This is a genomic window from Brevibacterium sp. CT2-23B (assembly GCF_013168765.1).
GTDB lineage: Bacteria > Actinomycetota > Actinomycetes > Actinomycetales > Brevibacteriaceae > Brevibacterium > Brevibacterium sediminis.
Window position 1 is genome coordinate 160,659 of sequence record NZ_JABBYK010000004.1, and the last position, 21,908, is coordinate 182,566.

The 21,908-nt window shown below is 64.6% G+C and carries 17 protein-coding genes; 6 read left to right on the forward strand and 11 right to left on the reverse strand.

Translation table 11 applies throughout. The annotated features are described in order from the left end of the window. Window positions 1-26: 26 nt before the first annotated feature. Window positions 27-1,772 carry a class I adenylate-forming enzyme family protein gene (locus HIM68_RS11740; protein WP_172172389.1) on the reverse strand — a complete coding sequence of 582 codons (1,746 nt, stop codon included), beginning with the start codon at window positions 1,770-1,772 and terminating at the stop codon, window positions 27-29. Window positions 1,773-2,032: 260 nt separating this feature from the next. Between HIM68_RS11740 and HIM68_RS11745 the strand changes: the two genes are divergently transcribed. Beyond that, complete coding sequence (locus tag HIM68_RS11745; protein WP_367647518.1) at window positions 2,033-2,647, forward strand: TetR/AcrR family transcriptional regulator; 615 nt, start codon at window positions 2,033-2,035, stop codon at window positions 2,645-2,647. A 193-nt stretch (window positions 2,648-2,840) separates the two neighbouring features. On the opposite strand, the gene HIM68_RS11750 is transcribed toward HIM68_RS11745, so the two are convergent. Next, on the reverse strand, window positions 2,841-3,659 hold the full coding sequence (locus HIM68_RS11750) for an SDR family oxidoreductase (protein ID WP_172172391.1): 819 nt from the start codon (window positions 3,657-3,659) through the stop codon (window positions 2,841-2,843). 166 nt (window positions 3,660-3,825) lie between these two features. Here HIM68_RS11750 and HIM68_RS11755 point away from each other — a divergent pair, with 166 nt between their 5' ends. After that, window positions 3,826-5,124 carry a DUF1990 family protein gene (locus HIM68_RS11755; protein WP_172172393.1) on the forward strand — a complete coding sequence of 433 codons (1,299 nt, stop codon included), beginning with the start codon at window positions 3,826-3,828 and terminating at the stop codon, window positions 5,122-5,124. A gap of 18 nt (window positions 5,125-5,142) precedes the next feature. On the opposite strand, the gene HIM68_RS11760 is transcribed toward HIM68_RS11755, so the two are convergent. Next, window positions 5,143-6,039, reverse strand: a complete 897-nt coding sequence (locus HIM68_RS11760) for a LysR substrate-binding domain-containing protein (protein WP_172172395.1) — start codon at window positions 6,037-6,039, stop codon at window positions 5,143-5,145. Window positions 6,040-6,256: 217 nt separating this feature from the next. Between HIM68_RS11760 and HIM68_RS11765 the strand changes: the two genes are divergently transcribed. The 3 genes from HIM68_RS11765 (at window position 6,257) to fabG (ending at window position 9,593) form a co-directional block, all read left to right on the forward strand. Beyond that, window positions 6,257-7,492, forward strand: coding sequence for a CaiB/BaiF CoA-transferase family protein (locus tag HIM68_RS11765; protein WP_172172397.1), 1,236 nt, complete (start codon window positions 6,257-6,259; stop codon window positions 7,490-7,492). A 92-nt stretch (window positions 7,493-7,584) separates the two neighbouring features. Next, window positions 7,585-8,748 carry an acyl-CoA dehydrogenase family protein gene (locus HIM68_RS11770; protein WP_172172399.1) on the forward strand — a complete coding sequence of 388 codons (1,164 nt, stop codon included), beginning with the start codon at window positions 7,585-7,587 and terminating at the stop codon, window positions 8,746-8,748. A gap of 35 nt (window positions 8,749-8,783) precedes the next feature. Beyond that, window positions 8,784-9,593, forward strand: a complete 810-nt coding sequence (gene fabG / locus HIM68_RS11775) for a 3-oxoacyl-ACP reductase FabG (RefSeq protein ID WP_172172401.1) — start codon at window positions 8,784-8,786, stop codon at window positions 9,591-9,593. A gap of 214 nt (window positions 9,594-9,807) precedes the next feature. Here fabG and HIM68_RS11780 read toward each other — a convergent pair whose 3' ends face one another. Then, entirely contained in the window at window positions 9,808-11,121 is a 1,314-nt protein-coding gene (locus HIM68_RS11780) for an acyltransferase family protein (RefSeq protein WP_172172403.1), read from the reverse strand. Between the two features lie 99 nt (window positions 11,122-11,220). Continuing rightward, entirely contained in the window at window positions 11,221-13,095 is a 1,875-nt protein-coding gene (locus HIM68_RS11785) for an amidohydrolase (RefSeq protein ID WP_172172405.1), read from the reverse strand. Between the two features lie 178 nt (window positions 13,096-13,273). Between HIM68_RS11785 and HIM68_RS11790 the strand changes: the two genes are divergently transcribed. Further along, window positions 13,274-13,771, forward strand: a complete 498-nt coding sequence (locus HIM68_RS11790) for a hypothetical protein (protein ID WP_172172407.1) — start codon at window positions 13,274-13,276, stop codon at window positions 13,769-13,771. 707 nt (window positions 13,772-14,478) lie between these two features. Here the strand turns inward: HIM68_RS11790 and HIM68_RS11795 are convergent. The 6 genes from HIM68_RS11795 to HIM68_RS11820 all read right to left on the reverse strand — a co-directional run bounded on the left by HIM68_RS11795 (window position 14,479) and on the right by HIM68_RS11820 (window position 21,845). After that, window positions 14,479-16,587: a KAP family NTPase gene (locus tag HIM68_RS11795; protein ID WP_172172409.1), complete on the reverse strand. Its 2,109-nt coding sequence runs from the start codon at window positions 16,585-16,587 to the stop codon at window positions 14,479-14,481. A 163-nt stretch (window positions 16,588-16,750) separates the two neighbouring features. Next, a complete protein-coding gene (locus tag HIM68_RS11800) occupies window positions 16,751-17,422 on the reverse strand; it encodes an ATP-binding cassette domain-containing protein (protein WP_172172411.1) in 672 nt (223 codons plus the stop codon). Next, on the reverse strand, window positions 17,409-18,404 hold the full coding sequence (locus HIM68_RS11805) for an ATP-binding cassette domain-containing protein (RefSeq protein WP_172172414.1): 996 nt from the start codon (window positions 18,402-18,404) through the stop codon (window positions 17,409-17,411). The genes HIM68_RS11800 and HIM68_RS11805 overlap by 14 nt, the downstream gene beginning before the upstream one ends. Next, complete coding sequence (locus HIM68_RS11810) at window positions 18,401-19,183, reverse strand: ABC transporter permease (RefSeq protein ID WP_172172416.1); 783 nt, start codon at window positions 19,181-19,183, stop codon at window positions 18,401-18,403. The genes HIM68_RS11805 and HIM68_RS11810 overlap by 4 nt, the downstream gene beginning before the upstream one ends. Beyond that, window positions 19,180-20,268 carry an ABC transporter permease subunit gene (locus HIM68_RS11815; protein ID WP_172172418.1) on the reverse strand — a complete coding sequence of 363 codons (1,089 nt, stop codon included), beginning with the start codon at window positions 20,266-20,268 and terminating at the stop codon, window positions 19,180-19,182. Before HIM68_RS11815 ends, HIM68_RS11810 begins: the two co-directional genes overlap by 4 nt. Beyond that, window positions 20,235-21,845, reverse strand: a complete 1,611-nt coding sequence (locus HIM68_RS11820; protein ID WP_172172420.1) for an ABC transporter substrate-binding protein — start codon at window positions 21,843-21,845, stop codon at window positions 20,235-20,237. The genes HIM68_RS11815 and HIM68_RS11820 overlap by 34 nt, the downstream gene beginning before the upstream one ends. Window positions 21,846-21,908: the final 63 nt, after the last annotated feature.

The following is a 21,908-nucleotide window of genomic DNA, read 5'->3' on the forward strand; positions in this document are numbered from 1 at the left end:
CTTGAATGGTTGCCGGTCAGTGGTGCCTATCTATCTGACGCTGCTTCTCTTCCGGAGTCTCGCAGCAGCCTGCGTTGGATCTTTCCGGTATGCGTCTTCGGCAGGTCTGACATGACGTGGACGGTGCGCGGGTACTTGTACGCTGCGAGGCGTTCTTTCGCGAAGGCGATGAGCTCCTCGGCGCTGACGTCTTGGCCGGTGCGCAGGGAGACGTAGGCGACGACGGTCTCGCCACGGTAGTCGTCGGGCTGGCCGACGACGGCGGCTTCGAGCACGGCCGGGTGTTCATAGAGGACGTCTTCGACCTCGCGCGGCCACACCTTGTAGCCGGAGGCGTTGATCTGGTCCTTGATCCGATCGACGAGATAGATCCAGCCGGCTGCGTCCATGACTCCGACATCGCCGGTGCGCAACCAGCCCTCGTCGAAGGCCGCCTCGTTGGCTTCGGGCTTGCCGAGGTAGCCGGGCGTGATCTGAGGCCCGCGCAACTCGAGTTCGCCGGCGCTGGAATCGGTGATGACGGTCCCGTCGGCGATGTCGACGATGCGGGCTTCGAGTCCGGGGAACGGCACGCCGATGGCCAGGGTGTCCGTGGCCGGGTCGACGGGCGCCTCCGTGTTCGGCGGGACTCCGATGACCGCGGAGGCGGTTTCGGTCATCCCGTAGATGTTGTGGATGTAGTGGCCGAACCGGTTCCGGAAACGCTCGACCGTGGCCGGCGGCACGGGGGCTCCACCGGAATAGAGGTAGCGAATGCTCTGCAGGTCCTCGGCTGTGGCGGACTCGTGTTCGAGCAGTGCGTTGTAGACGGTGATCGAGCCGATGGTCACGGTGACCTTGTCATCACGGATGGCGGCGACGATCTTGTCCGCGTTCACGCGGCCGATGAAGTCGAGCGTGATCGGGAAGATCAGCGAGGTCGCCGCGCAGGCGACGGCTCCGGTGATGTGGAAGAGCGGGGCGATGGCGAGCATGACGTCGCCTTCGTCGAGGTTCAGCCAATCTCCGTACGACCGGGCCACGGCGAGAACATTGCGGTGGGTGCCGACGGCGCCTTTGGCCGGCCCGGTCGTGCCCGATGTGTAGGTGAGCAGGGCGGCGTCGTCGAGGCCCGGCAGCAGTTCGGTGCGGTGATCGGGCGCGTCGGTGCGCTTGGAGGCGAGGAAGGGACCCCACGAATAAACGGCGATCCCGGACTCGGCGGGGGTCGCCTCGGCGGGAGTGGTTTCTGACTCACGGACAGCTGCGGTCTGGGCGTCGCCGGTGAGGTCGGAGGGGTCCCGATCGTATTCGTCGTCATCGGTGATGAGCACCCAGGTCAGGGAGCCGCCGGTGAGGGTCTCACGAACCTGGCCGAGGTCTGCTTCGTCGCAGATGAGCGCCGAGGCGGCCGAGTCGTCGATGAGCGCGCGCAGTTCGCGGCCGCGGTACATGGGGTTGAGGACGAGGGGGACGACGCCGATCTTCCAGGCCGCAAGCAGTGCCACGGCGAACTGCGGGACGTTCTGGAGGTAGATGCCGACGATATTCGACTTCTGCAGGCCGCGGGAGAGGAACCCGGCGGCGAGCGCCTCGGCTTCACGGTCGATGTCGGCGGCGGTGAACCTGCGGCCACGGTAGGTCACGGCAATCTGACTTGGGGCCGCCTCGACACGGGCGTTCCACGCATGGGCCGTGGATGCGTCGTGGATCTCCGGCATCTCACCGACTCCGGCAGGGTAGAGCCGCGTCCACACATGCTGCGTGGTGGTGGAAGTTCTGTCGGCTGCCATCTGACTGTCGCCCCTCATCGTGTCGGGACCGGAGCATCTCCGCTTCGGCCGACCGAGCGCTCGCTCGGTTAGTTCTGTATCGTAGGTCACACGATGACCGGGCGCAAGGGTGGCCGGGCCTGACTGTCAACCGTTCGGGCAGAAAAGCGATCGAACTCAGAAATGGAGGAACGCTTCGGGGGTCGAATGAAACCGCGGGGCACGAATGGCCGTAGATTAGGGATGAGAAGACAGTGAGACGGAGCAGGCAGGGACAACTCGTGAGCAATGCACCCATGATCGATTGGCGGGACTACGATGCCCCGCTGCTCTCGCCGATCCTCCAGGCCGCTCTCGACAGCTTCGTCACGGGCGGATTCCACGGCACGAGCATCCGCCAGCTGGCCGGCGCAGCCGGGCTGTCAGTGCCCGGCCTCTATCACCACTTCGCGTCGAAGCATGCGATTCTCGCCGAGATCGACCGTCTGGCGATGGAGGATCTGTGGCAGCGCAGCGTCGCGGCACTCGCCGACGGCGGGCAGGAGCCGACCGCACGCTTCGACCGACTCATCGAATGCCTGCTGCTCTTCCACGCGCACCAGTCCGATCTCGCCTTCATCGCCTTCAGCGAGATCCGAGCGCTGAAGGATCAGCACCGGGATGCTCATATCGCTGCTCGCGACCGGCAGCAGAAACTCCTCGACGCGGTTGTCGAGGAGTGCGTTGCCGACGGCAGCTTCACCACGGAGTTCCCGCAGGACGCCTCACGAGCGATCACGACGATCTGCACGGGCGTCTCGCAGTGGTACCGGGCCGGCGGCGAACTCGACCCGGCCGGTGTGGCCGAACGCTATGGCGAGATCTGCGCGCACGCCGCCGGCCTTCCGGTGAAGTAAGGCCGGCACCTCGGGCGCTGCCGCCCGCAAACACCTCCAGCACAGCAGAAGAACTTGGGTCGCCATCGGATACTTTCCGTCAAGAGAAGTGTCCGATGGCGACCTAGTTTCAGGTGCAGATGTCCGAAAGCGACCTGATTTCGGGCTGCCGGTTATCGGCAACCGAGGTTCAGCCGCAGGCTCAGTCTCGGTTTCAGGCGCTGCCGCCGGCGGTGACGACTCCCCCATCGGCGGTGAGCACCTGCGCGGTGATCCAGTCGGCGTCGTCCGAGGCCAGATAGGCGACGGCACCGGCAATGTCCTCAGGAGTCCCGAGGCGCTTGACCGGGTATGCGGAGGCGACCTCCTCTTCCCTGCCTTCGTAGAGCGCGGTGGCGAACTTCGTCTTGACCACGGCCGGGGCGACGGCATTGACGCGGATATCGGGCCCGAGCTCCACGGCGAGCGTCTTCGTCAGATGCGAGACCGCGGCCTTCGAGATTCCGTAGAAGCCGATGCCTTCGCTCGGGATCTGGCCGGCGACCGACGACAGGGTGACGACGCGGCCCTTGTTCTCGCGGAAGTTCAGGCCCTCATGGTGGACGGCGTCCTGCACCCAGGCCAGCGTGCCGAGGACGTTGACGTCGAAGATCTTCCGCGCAGCGTCGAGCTCCATATCGACGAGCGGGCCGTAGACCGGGTTGATTCCGGCGTTGGCCACGAGCACATCGAGGCGACCGAACTTCTCAGCGACCGTGTCGAATACCTCTGCCCTGTGAGCCGGGTCGTCGGCCTTGCCTGCAATGGCGAGCGCCGTGCCTTCGGGGAACTCGGCGACCGCCTCACCCAGCGCTTCGGGCTTGCGCGCGGTGAGGACGACGGTGGCCCCCTCCGCGTTCAGCCGCCGAGCGATTCCTAGACCGATGCCACGGCTGGCGCCGGTGATGACAGCGACCTGTCCTTCGAAGCGGCGACCGGATTTCGGAGCCGCCGAGGTGGCTGCCGACTGAGTGGCGGAGGTGCTGTCTGACATAGATGAACTCCAGTGTTCGTGCTCTGACATGGTCATTCGGCGCTGACCTGGCGAATCACCCTGAAGCGAGCGTTCGTTCAGCGATCAGTTCTCATCGTAGGCCCAGCCGTCGGAGGAAGACAAGGACTACGGCCATCGAACGAGTGAACTAGACGAGAATGGAGTCATGAATCATCTCGAGTTCCATCTCGACCTCGGCTCGGGCGACCAGTTCCCGCTCGCCCGAGAAGCGATCTTCTCCTGGATGCTGCAGGAACTCGCCGGCGTGGTGGTCCGTCCGAGCCGTCGCGTATCCGAAGGTCAGATCGTCGACCTGGGACTCAATCCCGCATGGCCCGCCCCACCGAGGCGGCTGCGCGGTCGCGATCTGCTCGTGCCCGTGGGTTCGTGCGTCGTCACACGGGTGTTCGATGAGAAGGATCGCGCCGGTTTCACCTATCGCACCCTGCCGGGCCACCTCGAGAACGGTGAGGAGACTTTCCTCGTATCCATCGGCACTGACGGCCGCCTCGGCGTGACCATCAGCGCCGATTCCGTCCCAGCACTTCCTCTCCTCCGTCTGGGCGCTCCGGTGACCGTGGCGGCCCAGGAGTTGATGGCCCGGCGCTATGCCGAAGGGCTGAAGAGACAGCTCAGGACGGCCGAGCGAAGCCGCCGCGCACGCGCCCTCACGACAGCTTCGGCCCTGATCGGCCGAGAGCTGAGCTACAAAGAGACCCTTGCCGGCGGTCAGCACGCGCTGACCATAGCAGCCCGCGACGGAGACGCGGAGCTAGTCGTCCGCGCATTCCCCGCCGGCCATGATGCGGCGATCAGGGAAGCCGAGTTGCTGGACCGGCTGAGCCCGCTCGGTGATCTCGTCCCCCACCTCATCGCCCACAATGCCGACACCAACGATCCGGTCATCGTCACGACCCGTGCCCCGGGCTCACCACCGGATCCGGCGACGCCTCTGACCACCATCGCCCGCGAGATGGCCGCGGCACTGGTGCGCGTCCACGAACTCGACGGTACCGGCCTGCCTCAGACTCCGCAGTCCCCGCCGCCAGGAGACTCTGCCATCGCAATTCGCGCCCAGCGGGAGTGGGCGAACCTCGACCGCGACGAAGAGGTCCTCACGCACACCGATTTCTGGGCAGGCAATGCCTTGTGGACGGGCGGGCGCCTCACCGGAGTCGTCGACTGGTCGGGCGCGAGCCGCGGACCTCGCGGAGTCGACCTCGCTTGGTGCCGTCAGGATCTCGTGCTGCTCGGTTCCCCCGAGGCGGCCGCCGACTTTCTCGACGAGTACGAACGACTCCTCGGCCGCCGCATCCATGACATCCGCGCATGGGACGTCCAAGCTGCGGCACGTGCCCATGATCGCGTCGAGACCTGGCTGCCGAACTACCACGGGATCGGCCTCACCGACATGACCGCCGAGGATCTTCGCCACCGCCTCGACACCTGGAACGAGCAGCTGTGAACCGGCCCGCCACCGCCATCATCCAACGGTCGGCAGGACCTCCTCGGCGAGGGTGAGCACCGCTTCCACGGAGGCCTTCCCGTGGTCGGTGCGGTGGGCGAGGTAGAGCTTCGTGGGCTCCTCGGGGATATTGAGGGGCACGGCCATGGTGCCGACCTCACGGGTGGAGGCGGACACCGAGTCGAAGGTGATCGAGATGCCGAGGCCGGCCGCGACCAGGGCGCCGATCGTCTGCGAATCCGGCGCGCTCTGAACTACGCGCGGTGCGAATCCCGCTTCGTGGCACAGACGCAGCGTCGCCTCCCGCAACGTCGAGGAAGGATGCTCGGGAAGAGCGATGAAATCCTCGTCGGCAAGCTCGTCCACCCGCACCGAGGCGCGTCCCGCCAGACGATGACCCACCGGCAGGGCTGCCGAGAGACGCTCGACCATCACCGGCCGACCTGTGACCCCGGGTGGCTGCTTCGCCCACCTCACAAGCGCGAGGTCGAGCGAGCCGTCGACGAGGCGGGTGATCCCCTCCTCGGCGTAGACATCGGAGTGGAGCCCGAAGCTGACCCCCGGCCTGTGCGCGGTGGATGCAGTCACGAGCGCCGCGGCCAGTCTGCGCGATGACGAGTGGGCGAATCCGAATTCGATGTGTCCGGTCTGCCCATCGGCGGCCCGGCGCACCGCCTCGGCGGCCAAGGTTCGGTACTCGATCATCTTCCGCGCCGGCTCCACCAGCGCCTCTCCCGCCGCGGTCAGCGCCACATTGCGGGTCGTGCGTCGGAACAGATCGACGCCGAGGTGGTCCTCGAGCGCGCGGATCGTGCGGCTGAGCGGCGGCTGCAGCATTCCGAGCCGTTCGGCCGCACGACCGAAGTGCAGCTCTTCGGCGACTGCGAGGAACGCTTTGACCTGCTGAATCTCCATCGACTGCTCCTTTTCCGAATCCGCGCTGGAGCCTCTGCCGTTGCCCCGACCGACATCCCAGCCAATACCTGTTCCGATAATAATCCATGTACATTATTGCTGATCCTGTTATATGGTGGGACGGACCACGCGCCCGCTGCTCAAGCACGGGCCCAGAATGCCGAGCTCGACAGCACACAGCAGCGCCGGCGGCCCGACGAGAGGAAGACATTCGACGATGAAGCAGTCGACCACTTCTGAGCACCACGACAGCGGCTCCGGACGCGATCACCATCGGTCGCCTGCCCACGACCGCCTCGAGGAGTTCCTCCCCCGCGCCGGCTCGGGTCCCTTGTCGGGACAGATCGTCGTCGACTTCTCCCGCGTGCTGGCCGGACCGTACTCGACGATGATGCTCGCCGACCTCGGCGCCACCGTCATCAAGGTCGAAGGCCCCAAAGGCGATGACACCCGACACTGGGCACCACCGGTGCGCAACGAGGATGCCACCTACTATCTGTCGATCAACCGCAACAAATACGACATCGTCCTCGACTTTACCGACCCCGATGACCTCGCCACCGCACAGAAGCTCGCGGCCGAAGCCGATATCGTCGTCGAGAACTTCAAACCGGGCGGGTTGGCGAAGTACGGACTCGACTACGACAGCGTCTCCGCTGCCAACCCGACGGTCATCTATGCTTCGGTGACCGGGTTCGGGCCGCAGAACCCGCTGCCCGGATACGACCTCCTCATGCAGGCGCTGTCCGGCTTCATGTCGGTCACCGGCAGCCCCGAAGGCTCGCCGTACCGCGCCGGCGTCGCCGTCTTCGACGTGATGACCGGTCTGCACACCACGATCGGCGTCCTCGCCGCGATCCAACACCGCACGCTCACCGGCGAGGGCCAGCTCGTCGAAACCAACCTCATGTCTTCGGCGATGTCCGGCCTGGCCAATCAGTCCGGTGCCTACGCGGCCGCAGGGGTGAATCCGACGCGGATGGGCAACGCCCACCCGAGCCTCTACCCCTACCAGCCGATGGCCGCGAAGTCCGGTGAGATCATCATCGCCGCGGCCAATGACGGCCAATTCCGGATCCTCGCCGAGGTGGTCGGACGCCCCGATTGGTGCGACGACGAACGATTCGCCCAGGCGAAGAACCGCAACGCCAACCGCGACTCCCTTGAGCCCGAACTTCTCGAGGCCCTCCAGGCTCACACCGCACAGGAATGGTTCGACAAACTCTCGGCCGCGGGCCTGCCCTGCGCCCCGATCAACACGATCGCCGAAGGCGTCGAACACGCCAAGAGCCTCGGTTTGGAACCGGTCGTGGACACCGGCAGCGGCGACCGCATCATCCCGACCGTCCGCAACCCGATCACCCTGTCGAAGTCGCAGGTCTCCTACGACCTCGCTCCCCCAGAACTCGGAGCCGACTCCGATCAGGTCCGCGCCTGGCTCGACAGCCTCTAGATCGCACCGTTTCGGACTCATCCCGACCGAACCGCAATCCCGACACTTGCACGCAGACTTCTGCACAGCATCCACCTGAAGGAGACACAGCAATGGACAACTCAGAACTCGACGACATCCTGTCTGCCGTCCGAGAATTCGTCCGCGAGAAGGTCGTCCCCCTCGAGACCCAGGTCGAGGACGAGGACGCCTTCCCCGAGGCGATCATTAAAGAATCCGCCGAGATGGGACTCTTCGGCTGGGCCCTGCCCGAGGAATACGGCGGCCTCGGCCTCAATGCCGAACAGGACGCACTGCTGGCCATGGAACTCGGCTACACGACCCCGTCGTTCCGCTCGCTGTTCGGCACGAACAACGGCATCGCCGGACAGGTGCTCGTCAACTACGGCACCGATGAGCAGAAGTCCGAATGGCTGCCTCGACTGGCTTCCGGAGAGGTCGTCGCCTCCTTCGCCCTCACCGAATCCGAAGCCGGTTCCGACCCCTCAGGTCTGCGGACGAAGGCCACACGCGACGGTGATGACTACATCATCAACGGCTCCAAGCGGTTCATCACCAACGCCGAGGCGTCCGACGTCCTCATGGTCTTCGCCCGCACCGACCCGAATGCCACGGGCTCCAAGGGCATCTCCGTCTTCCTCGTGCCCACGAAGTCCGAAGGCGTGACCGTCGGCCCGCACGATCACAAGATGGGTCAGGCCGGCGCCTGGACCTCGGAGATCTTCTTCGACGACGTGCGCGTGCCTGCCGCCAACCTCATCGGCGGTGAGGAGGAGAAGGGCTTCTACGCCGCCATGGCCTCACTCAACAAGGGACGCCTGCACATCGCCGCGATCTGCGTCGGCCAGTCGATCCGCATCCTTGACGAATCGGTGCGCTTCGCCGCCGAGGCGAAGCAGGGCGGGGAACCGATCGCCCGATTCCAGCTCGTACAGGCGATGCTCGCGGACATCTACACCGACGTCGCCGCCGCCAAGGCCCTCGTCCTCTCAGCCGCACAGCGCTGGGACGCCGAGACCGATCGCAAGCTCGGCCCCTCCTCGGCGAAGCTCTTCGCCTCCGAAGCACTCGCCCGCATCGCCGACAAGGGCGTGCAGATCCAAGGTGGAATGGGCTATATGCGCGAGTCCGCGGTCGAACGCTTCTACCGCCACGCACGCCTGTTCCGCATCTACGAAGGCACCTCCGAGGTCCAACGCGTCGTCGTCGCCAAGCAGCTGCTCAAAGGCGCGCACAAACCGCAGTTCAACCTCTGACCGGCATTTCTGACCTCACCAACGAAAGGAATCCCATGACTGAATCCACAATCGCGAACTCCGGCATCACCGTCACCGAAACCGGCGGAGTCACCGCCATCCCCGGCCTGCTGGACGGTAAGGTCGCCGTCGTCACCGGCGGTGGACAGGGCCTCGGCCTGGCGATGGCGCGCAGCCTCGTTCACTCCGGCGCAAAGGTCGTCCTCGCCGACATGAACGAGGAGAGCCTGCAGGCGGCCGTGGCCGAACTCGGCGGAGACGGCGTCGCCGCGGGCGCAGTGTGCAACGTCTCCGACCTCGAGGCCGTCGAGAAGCTCGCCGAGGCGGCCACGACCGCATTCGGCGGCATCGACATCTGGGTCAACAACGCCGGCATCACCCGCGATGCGACGATCCGGAAGATGACCGAGCAGCAGTTCGACGACGTCATCTCCGTCCACCTGCGCGGCACGTGGAACGGGCTGAAGGTCGCGACCGCCCTCATGCGCGAACAGGACCGCGGCGGCTCGATCATCAATGTGTCCTCGATCAGCGGCAAGGTCGGCAACCCCGGACAGTCGAACTACTCTGCTGCGAAGGCGGGCATCGTCGGCATGACGAAGGCCGTGGCCAAGGAAGTCGCGTTCAAGAACATCCGCATCAATGCGATCCAGCCCGGCTTCATCAACACCGCGATGACCGCGGCCATGCCGCAGCACGCGATCGATTCGAAGCTCGCCGACATCCCGCTGGGCCGCGCCGGCGAACCCGAAGAGGTCGCCTCCGTGGTGCTGTTCCTCGCCTCCGGACTCTCGAGCTACCTCACCGGCACCGTCACCGAGATCTCTGGCGGTCGCCACATCTGATTGAGTTCGCCCTCGCCGAGGCGGCCCGACGGCTGCGTCCAACCTCGTCGAGACGGGTCATCCGATCCCCTCACTCCTTCGCCGAGGCGGGTCAACCGACCACCGCGGGCAACGGCCCGACGTCCCCGCGGGGACGTCGGGCCGTTGTCGTTCCGTATCTCCGCGTCCGACGCGGCAACGTTTCAGCGTGACGGTCCGGCCGCCTCGGCGAGGGTCAGCTCTTGGCAGTTCGCCGACCGGGCAGGCGGACGACACCGAAGGCAACCATGCCGATGAGCGGCAGCACCGGCCAGATCCAGGTCACGCCCCTGTCGTTGACCATTCCGGTGTCGGCCATGATGGCCAGGCCCGCGCAGATGGCCGCCGAGGCGGCGATCGGCATCCAGATGGGAGGGGCGGGACGGTCGTCGGGGGACGGAGTTTCGAACCGGCCGAAGATCGCCACGAGCACCCCGGTGATCGCCAGCAGAACCAGTGCCCACAGCGGACGGGTGAGCCACCAGATTCCGGTCAGCGGAGTCGGCAGCAGGGCATCGGCGTCGAGGCCGATGAGGACGTTGGCCAGGACAGTCAGTGCGGTCAGATGCCAGAGGAACCAGGTCATGATGCGCTGGTTGACGAGCACCGTGAAGAACCACAGTCCGGGGCTGCGCAGAAGTGTCGCCAGTGGGCGCTGGAGCATGAGCACGATTCCGGCCTGAGCCATGCCGAGGAAGGCCATGGTCACACGGGTCGGGGCGGAATTCGAGATCGTGTCGGTGCCTGCGGTGATCATCGACACCGGATAAGGGCCGAAGCCGACGAGGAACCCGAGCCCGACGGCGCCGATGACGAAGAGCAGCAGGCAGCGTCTGATGCTGGAGAGTCGGCCGTCGAGCCAGGCATAGCCGAACTGGTGGAAGCTCGCCCAGACGAGCAGGTAGTTCGGGTAGCCGGCGAGCGTGCTCTCGGTGGCGATGCTGATGAAGTCGATGATGCCGGCCAAGCCGATGCCGGCGATGATCGACCACCAGCCCCATCTCTCCCACAGGATCAGGCACGGCGGCGCGACGATGACGACGAGCAGATAGGCCGCGAGGAACCAGGTCGGCACGAGTGCCATCTGGGAGGCCAGCTGGACGGAGGCGGGTTCGGCGCCGGCGGCCAGGGCGATGACGCAGGTGGCCAGCCAGACGAGCAGCAGCGGGATGAGCGGAAGCCCGAGGCGGCGCAGGCGCGCCCGCAGCCATTCGGCGTAGCCGGTCTGTCGCCGCCTGGCCGAACGCCAGGACAGTGCGTTGGAATAGCCGCCGACGAGGAAGAAGATCGGCATCACCTGGAACACCCAGGTCAGAGGGTGCGTCCATCTGGCCTGGTCGAGCAGTCCGTGTGGTTCGATGCCGCCGGTGGCGCTGACGGCGATGATCGTCCAATGGCCGAGCACGACCACGGTGATCGCCGCAGCGCGCAGGAAGTCGACCTCGCGGCTGCGGGAGTCCGGGGTCGCCTCATCGACCTTGCGGACCTGGGCCAGAAACGAGCGGGGCATGCGGGGACGTCCTTGTCGGTTGATCGACGGAGCAGTTGGTCTAGGGAGCGGGCAGTGCGGGCCCCGCCCATCGCCGAGGCGGTCGTCCACCTCGGCGATTCAGGCCCGGTATTTCACCTCGCCGCCGACGACGGTGAGCGCGACTCGGGTGTCGCGGATCGCCTCGGCGTGGGCGAACAGGGCTTCTTCGGAATCGTAGCCGAGGAGGCCGTCGCGCTCTGGCGCGGCGACACTTGAGTGGTCAACGTTGAGCCCTTCGGCCGCGCACGGATCGGTGTCGACGACGATGAAGTCGGCGTCCATGCCCGGCGCCAGATATCCGCGCCGGTCCTCGAGCCCGGCGGCGAAGGCCGGTCCCTGAGTGTGCAGGCGAATCGCCTCGACGGCACTCAGGCGACGGTGCGGCTGGAAGGTCGTCGACGCGTCACCGGAGATGTTCGCCCTGGTCATCGCAGCATAGATCGCGGCGAAGGGGTTCGCATGCTCGACCGGACCGTCGGAGCCGAAGACCACGTGCGCCCCGGCGTCGAGCAGGTCGGGCCAGGCATAGGCGGCCAGCTGAGCGGACTCGTCGATGAGGTGGAGCAGGTGCAGGTCGGAGATGCAGTGGCGCGGCTGCATGGACGCGAGAACCCCGAGCTCCGCGAACCGGGCAACGTCCGTCGGCTGGATGAACTGGGCGTGTTCGACGCGGTGACGCACGGGTCGGCCGAACTTCTCCTCCGCGGCCTTCGTCGTCTCCCGCAGGCGGTCGTAGACAGCGAGCACATGATGGTTCGCCTGGTCGCCGATGGCGTGGATGGCCACGGAGATTCCCGCCTCGGTGGCGATGTGTGCCTGGTCGAAGAGTTCGTCCTCGGTCATCTGCACGACACCGAAGTTCTCGTCCTCACCGTCGATCGCGGGAAATGCCGAGGACATGTGCGAGGTATGCGAGCCGAGCGCCCCGTCCGAGAACAGCTTCAGCCCGCCGCACTGCAGCCAATCATCGCCGTCACCAGTGTGCCAGGCGGTTTCGATCGCCCACGGCACTTCGGGTGAACGCAGGAACAAGGTCACGCGCATGTCCTGGCGACCGGCCGCGTGCAAGTCGTTCCAGCCCAAGGTCGAGGCGATGCCGTCGAAGTCATGGATCCCGGTCAGCCCCTGTGACAGGAAGAGCTCCTGGGTGGCGGCGAGGCGTTCGACCTGATCCTCGCGGCTGGGTTCGGGGATGAAGCGGGCGACGAGGTCGGTGGCGTCCTCGCGCACCAGACCGGTGAGCTCTCCGTCGTCTTCACGGACGAAGCTGCCGCCCGACGGGTCGGGGGTCGCCTCGTCGACGCCGGCGATCTCGAGGGCGTGGGCGTTGACCCACAAGGTGTGCAGATCAAGGGACCACATCGCCACGGGGTGGTCGGGGACCTCGGCGTCGAGGAGTTCCCGGTCAGGGTAGCTCGGGTCCTCCCACTTGTTGAGGTCCCATCCGGAGCCGACCACCCAGGTGCCCACCGGGAGGGAATCGGCGCGTGCACGGATGGCGGCGACCGCCTCGGCGAGGGATTTCGTCTGGGACAGATCGAGGTCGGTCAGGGAGTCGGCGTACAGGATCGAGTGGATGTGTCCGTCGACGAATCCGGGCAGAATGACCTGCCCGCTGCAGTCGACCTCATCGATCTCGAGGCCGGGGATGACCGTGGTGGCACCGACCCCACCCGCCGAGGCGAGCGCCGCCGTCGTCGACGATTCCGCGGCGGCGATGTCGAGAAGTTCGGCCCGGGCGCCGATGGCCACGATGGTCTCCCCATCGACGAGGATCGCATCCGGGGCCGCCTGTGTGAGGTCGGAGGTTGGCGTGGAGGTCGGGTCGGGGACCTTGTCTGTGTTCGATTCGCTCGGGTCGGACGCGATCGACGCAGGGGTGTTCGAGTCGGGGGCACTCGAGGCGGCTTGGGGTGCGAAAGTGCGCACCACGGCGTTGGAGAACAGACGCATGGACACCAGTCTAGAGCGGGTGCGGCGAAGTCGCTGAGTGGGCCGATCACCATCCCTTCTTACTACCCGACGGCGGCCCAGATACCTCGCGCGAGGTTGCTGCGCCGCCGTCAGGTAGTAATTGGGGTCGAAGTTGAGGGCGCAGCCGGTCTTTTCTACGAGGAGTAGAATCGAAGGCATGACTCACTTCTTCAGCACCGATGACTCGCGGCTGGCGGCGAGCGCTCGGATCATCTTGCCCGCCGTCTGGCTCGGGCTCATCATCGGCATCTCGCTCATCGAGGCGCCGCTGAAGTTCACAGCCCCCGGAATCACGATCCCGCTGGGGCTGGGCATCGGTCGGCTGGTGTTCGGAGTGATGAACTGGGTCGAGCTCGTCATCGCCGTGATCCTGTTGTGGGCGCTGCTGAAGTCGGGTGTCGATCGTGTCTACCGCAGTGTGGCGTGCGGGCTCATCGGAGTGCTCATCATCAAGGTCGTCGTCATTCGGCCATTGCTCAATCAGCGCACGGATGCGGTTCTCGCGGGAGTCGATGACGGTGGGTCGTCCCTGCATCTGCTCTACATCGCTGCCGACGGACTGCTCATCGTGGGGCTGGTTGCCGCACTCGTGCTGGCGGTGCGCCGTTGGGTGCTGATCCGTCCGGCCGTCGGCGCGGACACGGCCCCTGGGTGACGTGCAAGCATGAAGCCGTCGAGCGCCGCCCCCTCGCTTTTCGCCCATTGCAACAAACTTTCAGCCAACGTTCGACGGCAGCCTACACAAGGAATCCGCCCTACCGCATTCCGTGCGTTCCGCCAGCACATTTGGTCTTGGCCCCTCTCACTTTCCAGCCCGCACTTCTTTCGCACAACCTGTTCGAAATATATTAGCGAGTCTCTTTCAGCCAGGTTCATTGTCCAATCGGAGCCCGAACCAAGCGCCAACAAACACGGCATCTGCGGGTACGTTGGAGTGCCCGACACCCGTCATCGATACCACTGGACCAAGCTCGGCATCGAACCTTGCATTAATCAGACACTAAGTCTCTGCTGTAAAGATGCTCTCTCTAACTAAACTAGTTAAAGCGGCTGGCCGTGGCGCAGAAACACATTTTGATCAAATTCTTCTCAGCTTGTTTAGTGGAAGGGTGCAAAGTGCGACCAAATGTAGACGTAGCAGCCATGCCGCCGAGGACGTCCGACCGAAACAAAGAGCATGCTCTGACAGAAAACAATTGCGCAAGATAAAGGCCTTCATCGCGGACGTGCGCCTCTCCGATGTTGATACAACTCTCACAGCAAGCCCTTAGTCGCACTACATTATGCTCTCAGCACCAGAGTGCCGACTATACCGTCGATGAACCGATCCTTGAACAACTATTTGCATACCCCTTGATTCACCTAAAAACTGTCCCAATCGATATAGGAATTCTCAGCAGGCTGTTTTATGCGACCGACGACAAACCGCCTCTTATTTTCCCAGCTCAAGTCTCGCCGGTCGACATCACTCGCGGTTTGGTGATACCAGGGGTCATCCGCTGCCGGAACTAGGCGTTCAAATAGTTGCTGGTCAATGTCGTCTGAGATTTGCCAGTCGGGAGCGCTTCCGAGCATGGTCCTAGCAGACACCATCCTCGACGCAATCGTCTCGAGGTCGATGACTTGTCGGGCCAAAAGATCAGCAATCTCAGTGCGGAGCGGATCCGGATTGAGATTCAGCACAAAGCGCAGTTGGTACGCAATTGCCGCCTGGCTATCAGCCACATCCCCTAACTTCAGATGTTCCAAACTATCAGTAGTAGCTCGCCTTAAAAGATCAGACGCCATCCCTTCGTACCACGCAGGCTTCTCGCCCCGCCCAAATCGATCTAATTTCGTAGTCACATTCTCCCAAAGCAATAGTTGCACACTAAGCCTCGTGAGTTTTCTATAGACGTCCAGGTGGAGACCGGATTCACCATGATCCTTTACTGAATTGAGCATGTCGCCGATCCATTCAAGGATTCGACGATCGTCATTTGACCACTCGGAGAAGTCTGGCGAGAATCTGTTAACTAAACCAACCAGTAAGTCTGCGATAGTAATCCGACTGGAGCCTGTCGGCAAATCAGCTGCAAGAGCAATGCACTTGCCGATTGCCAAACTCCTCAGATGAATATCCTTTTCCGTCAATAGACCAATTAATCCCAATGGCTGTCCGGAGAGAGCGTTTGCGAACACAACCCTTACGTACTCGTCGCTCACATCGTGATCGGGTATTCCCATGACAAAGTAGCGATCAAAGTACTCGGCGTTCTGCACACTCTGCCGTCGAACACTCGAGTACGACACGGACTCACTCTTCAATCGAACTTTCGGAAACAGCGAAACGATCAGCTTGCGCGCCGTGTCGCGGTATTTCACATCAACAAGCTCGACCAACACCTCTTTATCGAACGGCTCATACTCAAAATCGGACTGCGAATCCCTCTTCAGTTCCCCGGTGGCGCCTGAGAGAAGCTGGCGTCTAAAACGAGGGATGACTGCATACAGGTCCGGGAGAGCAACACGCATGAGAATGAGTAGCTGCATGTCCTCGTCATCGATTTCATCCGGCGGCAGAAGGGGTAGGTGATGGCCCAACTGTGCAATGAAGCGGTCGATCGCGCGAGGAGTAGTCAGGAGAGTTGTAAAGCAGTCACGTAATCCGTCGAGACGACGGTTCGTTGCCAGATCATCGCTAGTGAAGCGAGCGACACGGTCGAGGCCGGCATTTAACCGAGCCAGCTGCTGATGTTCTGTGAGTGGGGGGAGGTACAGCGGATACTGCACAATTTTCTCCATAAACCGCTCAGCTGTCCCGCTATCGCTCACCACACCCGCTCCGACCAGATTTCTATGCAACGTCTCTTCGTCGTACGCAAGCAGGTATTGAACACCACTAAATCTGCCAAGCAGTCGTACTACTTTTAACAGAGTTAGAAGCTCGTCTCCTTGCAACCGATCGACGTCATCAATCACAATCAGGATTGGTTGCTCGAGTTCGCGAAGTTGATGCGATGCCTCAGCAAAGGCTCGTTGCCAAGGCATTGGCTGGCTGGTCTTATCTCGGACGAGCCGAACAGCCTCTCCGATGGGTTTTCCCACGACGGGTATTCCATCCAACGCTGGTGCAGCAACCGACGCAGTAACTGCCAAAGCTCTTTTCACATTCTTCGACTTTTTTGCAGGGAGTGCCTCAGTAAGTGAAGCATAAAACTCACTCAGCAATCCTGTCACGTCACTCGTTGCCCAAGGATTGAACCACGAAACTGACCAGTTCTGACCATTGGCTCGCAGCTCTTCAATCACCATGTGTATGAGTGAAGTCTTCCCGCTACCCCACGGCCCGCTAAGACCAACAACCGCGCTCGAATCAAACGAATGCACATTCCCGATGAGCTCAGCGGCTCTTCTCGCGTAGGATAGTCGCCCAAACGCATCCTGGCTGCCTTGGACCAAAGGGTCGTCTCTCCAAACCTCATCGCTCATAGTTAAAATGCTCCCACCAAACAGCTACAACACCTAGTTTCCGGGCGAGCAAGCTCCGGTTACGGACCTCATTGACTAACCAATACACACGAAATATGGCGGTGCATCGGCTCAGTGCAGAGACGACGTTCTGAATACGGCATGCCCGGAGTGAACCGCGGGCTCAGAGCGTGATGTACGAGTAGCCGGTGTCGGTGGCGGCGACGAGGTCGCGGTCGTGGGTCGCCCAGACGATCGTCTTTCCCGCCGTGGAGAGGTCATTGATGAGCCAGGCGATGCGCGCGGCATTCGACGGGTCGAGGGCCGCAGTCGGCTCATCGAAGACGATTGTATCGATGCCGCTGGCCAGGGCACGGGCGATGCATACCCGGGCTGCCTGTCCGCCGGAGAGTTCTCCGCAGCGGTGGCTGGCCAACTCCGGGCTCAGCAGGGCTCGGTAGAGCAACGTAGCCAATTCTCCTGTGGCGGAGGTGCCAGATGAAGCGTCGGCACCTGCACTGCCGCCTTTGGCTGACCTGCCGCCAGAGCCGGCCACCTGCCCTTCCGACTTGGCACTCCGACCATTTCGGCGCGCAGCCCAGGTGTGTTCGATGACTTCGCCGACGGTATGCCGCGGGTTGAGCCACTCGCGCGGATTTTGCGGCACGAGAACTCCTAAGTCCCCCTCGACCTGCCCGCTGCTCGACGTGAGGAATCCCGTCATCGCCAAGCACAGGCTGGTCTTCCCGCTGCCCGACGTACCTTGCAGCACCGTCACCGTCCCCGCGGGGACGTCCGCGTCGACCGGGCCGACGCGCGTGGAACCGTAGTCGATGACCACATCAGTCAGCCTCATCGCGGTCCTCCCCGTCGCGAACCGACCCATCGCGAACCGATTCCTCACCGCCCCAGTCACAATCAAGTCCACCCTCACCGAGGCGGCGTAACTCGTCCCCATCCCGGTACACCCACGGCGTCGGCCGAGCCCCATCGGCCACCTGCAACGGATGCGCGCCGGCCGCCGGAGCCGCCGCGGCAAGCGCCCGGACATAGGCATTCGCGGATTGCCCGGCGAAGAAGTCCTCCGCCGAAACGTCCTCGACGATATGCCCGTTGAAGACCACGGCCACTCGATCGCGGGAACGGGCATTGCGCTGCAGACCAGAGAGGTCATGAGTCACTGCGAGCACTGCTCGGTCACTGGCGACTGCCTGCTCATTGAGCACGTCCACCACGGCGTCGGTCTGTTCCGGATCGAGTCCCGCAGTCGGCTCATCGCAGACGAGCAGCCGCGGGGACTTCACCACGGCTGCGGCCAAGGAGATGCGGGAGATCTGACCTCCCGAGACCTCGTGAGGCCGCCTGCGCAGGATCGAGTTCTCCAGGCCATACACCGTCAGGTCGGGACCTTCCATCCCTGCCCGTGCGAACCAGTCAGTCAGACGTATGGTCGGCGGGAATGTGTCCATCGCATTCTGCGGAGCCCAAGCGATCAGACCGGTACGACGCATCGTCGCCATCGCCCGACTCCCTCGCCCGGTACCGAGGTCGATGCGACCGTCTCCGGGGACAGCCGCCTCGGCGATGTCGCGCTTCTCACTGGCACCACCAAACCCATCACGGACCGCGACGATCTCACTGAGATCCAGCACTCCGCGGACCTTTGCATCGACGGGGCTGAGGCCGGCGAGCAGATTGCACAGCGTGGACTTCCCGGCCCCCGATTCGCCGACGAGCCAGGTGATGCCGCCGACGCGCATCTCGAGGTCGAGAGAAGACAGGACCTCGCCGGTGCCCGGCAGACTCAGCGCGATGTCACGGAGATGAAGAGCAGTCACAGCGATCTCGGCCTTTCTCCGAGGCGGCGGGCGAGGATCGTCGGGGGCAGAAGCAGCACCATGAGCGCGCACGTCGGCACGACCAGAGTCCACCACGCCCCGACCGTCATATCCGACTGCCCCCAGGCGATGAGCGGCCCCAACGACACCGCTGCAGGGTCGACGCCGATGCCGAGGAACGCCGTCGTCGCCTCATGCACGACCGCCGACGGGAAGATCACGGCCATCGCCGCCGCCACCCGTCCCCCCGCCGCCGGCAGCACATGCCACTTGAGGATCTGCCACCGATCCGCACCCAGGCGGCGATCGAACCGCACCCACCCGGAGTCCCATTCCTCCCGCACCTTCGGCCCGATGAGCTGAGCCGCCAACGGCCAATGCGTGAGCGCGACGGTGACCATGATCGCCGTGCGACCCCCACCGAGGATGCCGACCACGATGAAGGTGAACAGCATCGAGGGCACGACCAAGGTCGCGATGAGCAGTCCCGTCGACATCTTCGACAGCGCGTTCGACAAGGTCGAGGCCACACCGATTCCCGCTCCGATCGCGGTGGTCACGACTGCGGTGATGAGCGCGGCCAGGGCCGAACCGCCCGCGGCATCCCAGACGGTCATGGCCACGCTGCGACCGAAATGGTCGGTCCCGAGCAGGCCGCCGGCACCGGGTGGGAGAAGTGCGCGTGAGAAGTCGGTGCCCTCGCCGGGCAGGAATCGTCCGCAGATGAGCAGGACGAGCACGATTCCGAGGATGACGGCACCCCACACTCGTCGGTTCATGCGTGCATCTTCCCGAGCACACCGGCGCCGGATCCGGCACCAGCACTGGCACTGGCACTGGCACTGGCACCCAGGCCACCACCGACACCGGCACCGGCGGCCAGGTGCCGGTCATCTCCGCCGGCCCCGAACGACCGCACACCGAGCACCAGCCCGGTCGTCACCGCCGCGGCGATCGCCGTGACCGTGGCCAGCAGCGGCAGATCGGCGCCGGCAGCCGCCTCGACGAGGGCATTGCCGAGTCCCGGATAGGACAGGACCGCCTCGACAGCGGCTTCACCGAGGATGACCACCGGCACGTAGATGACCGCCGGTGCCCGCACGGCCGCCAGGATCGACGGCAGCACGGTGCGCACCCGGGCCATCGGGGAGAATCCGCGGCCGATAAGGGCTCGCGCCCACGGAGTCGACCATACCTCGGCGGCCCCGGACCGCGCGGCGGCGATGAGCATCGCCGACCATGCCAGAGCGATCGTCCCCGCTACAGAGGGAATGAGAGCGATCGGGGCGCTCGTGGCCGGGTTCGGCAGCTGCCGGCCGAAGAGGACGACGATGATGAGCGCGATGAGGAACGAAGGAACAGCCAGCCAGGCACCGATGAGCCCGGAAGTCGCCGAATGATGGGCGAGGCCGGGGAACCTCGCCAGAAGCACGGAGGCGATGCCCACGATGGCCGCGGTGATCGCCACGGCACACAGGGTGGCGGCCACAGTGTTGAGACCTCTGCCGAGCACCACCTCGGCGACGGAGGTGTGCAGCAGCCGCGAATACCCCAGATCTCCCGTGGTCACGGACGTGAGCAGCCACTGCCACCAGGCACCCAGCCAACCGCCGGTGTCATAGGCGGCGGCAAGATTCTCACGAGCCTCGGCGGATGCGAACTCCCACCCGGCGACGGTGTGGGCCAAGGGGTTGGACGGGGACACCGCGGACAGGGCGAACACCCCGGCCCCGCCGGCCAATCCGGCAAGGATCATCCCGCCGAGGACGATGCTGCCTCGGCGAAGGATGTGCCGGAACCGGGACGACCCGGAACCGGTCGGGTGCGACGTCAGTTCTTCTTCCAGTCGGCCAGGTTCCACCACGGTCCCCAATCGGAGCCGTGGACGTGCGGTTCGAACGTCGTGTCGGGAATGTTCCAGCCTTCGGTGTCGGCGACGTAGGTGTGTTCGAGGAAGGCGACGATGAGGTAGCTCGGCGCGTCCATGTACTTCGACTGCACTTCACGGTAATCGGCATCGGCCTTCGCCTCGTCGGTTTCGACGGCGGCGTGGTCGAGCAGCTCGTCCCCGCCGGGGACGGCCATGTTCGCGGGGTTGTCGAAGACTCCGGAGGTCTTCGTCTGCGTGTGCAGTGAGGCTCTGATCTGGTGGTCGATGTTATAGGGCTGCTCGCCACCGGCGTAGACGATGGCCTGTCCGGCGAGGTCCTTTTCGATCTCGTCCCATTCCTGGCCCTTGATCTCGAGCTTCACACCCAGCTGTTCCAGCTGGGCGGAGATCTCGGCGGCGATGTCACCGCGCACCGTGTCTCCGGCCGGGTAGGTGACATCGATGACGGCTTTCTTCCCGCCCTTGGCTCGCACTCCATCGGAGCCGGCTTTCCACCCGGCCTCGTCGAGCAGCTTCTTCGCCTCAGCGAGGTCGAAATCGAACTCGACACTTGGGTCGTAGGCGTCGCCGTAGAATTCGCCGACCGGCGTCGAGGCGGGTGTGCCGTGTCCGCCGAGCACTTCGTCGACGAGCTTCTCCCGGTCGATCGCGAGGTTGAGGGCCTTGCGGACCGCCTGGTCCTTGGTGAACGGGTTGTCACTCGGCAGGGTGAGTCCGCGCCAGTCGGCGGTGCGGGCGGTATAGATCTCCTGCCCCTCTCCCTTGATCTGGTCGACCGAGCGCGGCGGCACGGCAGCGCCGGAGACCTTGCCGTCCTTGACCGCGGCTGCCAGCGCGGAGGTGTCGGCATAGGCCTGCAGGGTCACGGATTTCAGCTCCGGAGTCGTCCGCCAGTAGTCGTCGCGGGCCTTGAGCACCGCGGTGTCCTCGGTGAGTGAGTCGAGGGTGTAGGCACCGGTGCCGACGGGTTCGGAGTTGACCTTCCAGTCTGCGGCCGGGGTGCCCTCTTCGATGGCGTCGGAGGGCAGGATGCCGACGGCCAGGCGTGAGGTGAAGGTGGGGGTCGGTTCGTCGAGTTCGAAGACGACCGTGTGGTCATCGGGGGTCTTCACCGTCTTGATCATGCGGAAGGCGTCGACGGATTCGGATGCCACCTCGGGATCGACGATGGCCTCATAGGTGGCGGCGACGTCCTTCGCGTCGAAGTCCGATCCGTCGGAGAAGGTGACGTCGTCGCGCAGCTTCACCGTCCACTTCGTCGAATCGTCGTTCGGCTGCGGATTCTCTGCGGCCAGCGCGGGCGCGAGTTCGGGCATCTCCCCGGAACCGGAGTCTTCTTGCAACCGCAGCAGGCCGTCGTAGAAGGGAGAGTTGCCGTCGACGGAGTAGCCGTTGACGGGGTTGTACCCGCCGAGGTTCTCCGTGCCGATGACCAGGTCCGAGTCTCCCCCGCTGGGAGCTTCACAGCCGCTGAGCAGGAGCGCAAGTGCTCCCGCACCGGCCGTCCAGGCCGTCGCCTTCCGCATCTTCATCCGTTCACCGGCCACCACAGCGGCCGTCCTTCCTGTTCGTGTCGACGCACCGAGGTGGGGGCCGGGACCCGACCCCCACCT

What these genes read in the sequence shown, in the direction of transcription:
- HIM68_RS11790 (WP_172172407.1), top strand. Translation starts at nt 13,274, where the DNA reads ATGACTCACTTCTTCAGCACCGATGACTCGCGGCTGGCGGCGAGCGCT.
- HIM68_RS11810 (WP_172172416.1), bottom strand. Translation starts at nt 19,183, where the DNA reads ATGAACCGACGAGTGTGGGGTGCCGTCATCCTCGGAATCGTGCTCGTC.
- HIM68_RS11750 (WP_172172391.1), bottom strand. Translation starts at nt 3,659, where the DNA reads ATGTCAGACAGCACCTCCGCCACTCAGTCGGCAGCCACCTCGGCGGCT.
- HIM68_RS11770 (WP_172172399.1), top strand. Translation starts at nt 7,585, where the DNA reads ATGGACAACTCAGAACTCGACGACATCCTGTCTGCCGTCCGAGAATTC.
- HIM68_RS11755 (WP_172172393.1), top strand. Translation starts at nt 3,826, where the DNA reads ATGAATCATCTCGAGTTCCATCTCGACCTCGGCTCGGGCGACCAGTTC.
- HIM68_RS11785 (WP_172172405.1), bottom strand. Translation starts at nt 13,095, where the DNA reads ATGCGTCTGTTCTCCAACGCCGTGGTGCGCACTTTCGCACCCCAAGCC.
- HIM68_RS11795 (WP_172172409.1), bottom strand. Translation starts at nt 16,587, where the DNA reads ATGAGCGATGAGGTTTGGAGAGACGACCCTTTGGTCCAAGGCAGCCAG.
- HIM68_RS11740 (WP_172172389.1), bottom strand. Translation starts at nt 1,772, where the DNA reads ATGGCAGCCGACAGAACTTCCACCACCACGCAGCATGTGTGGACGCGG.
- HIM68_RS11780 (WP_172172403.1), bottom strand. Translation starts at nt 11,121, where the DNA reads ATGCCCCGCTCGTTTCTGGCCCAGGTCCGCAAGGTCGATGAGGCGACC.
- fabG (WP_172172401.1), top strand. Translation starts at nt 8,784, where the DNA reads ATGACTGAATCCACAATCGCGAACTCCGGCATCACCGTCACCGAAACC.
- HIM68_RS11765 (WP_172172397.1), top strand. Translation starts at nt 6,257, where the DNA reads ATGAAGCAGTCGACCACTTCTGAGCACCACGACAGCGGCTCCGGACGC.
- HIM68_RS11760 (WP_172172395.1), bottom strand. Translation starts at nt 6,039, where the DNA reads ATGGAGATTCAGCAGGTCAAAGCGTTCCTCGCAGTCGCCGAAGAGCTG.
- HIM68_RS11800 (WP_172172411.1), bottom strand. Translation starts at nt 17,422, where the DNA reads ATGAGGCTGACTGATGTGGTCATCGACTACGGTTCCACGCGCGTCGGC.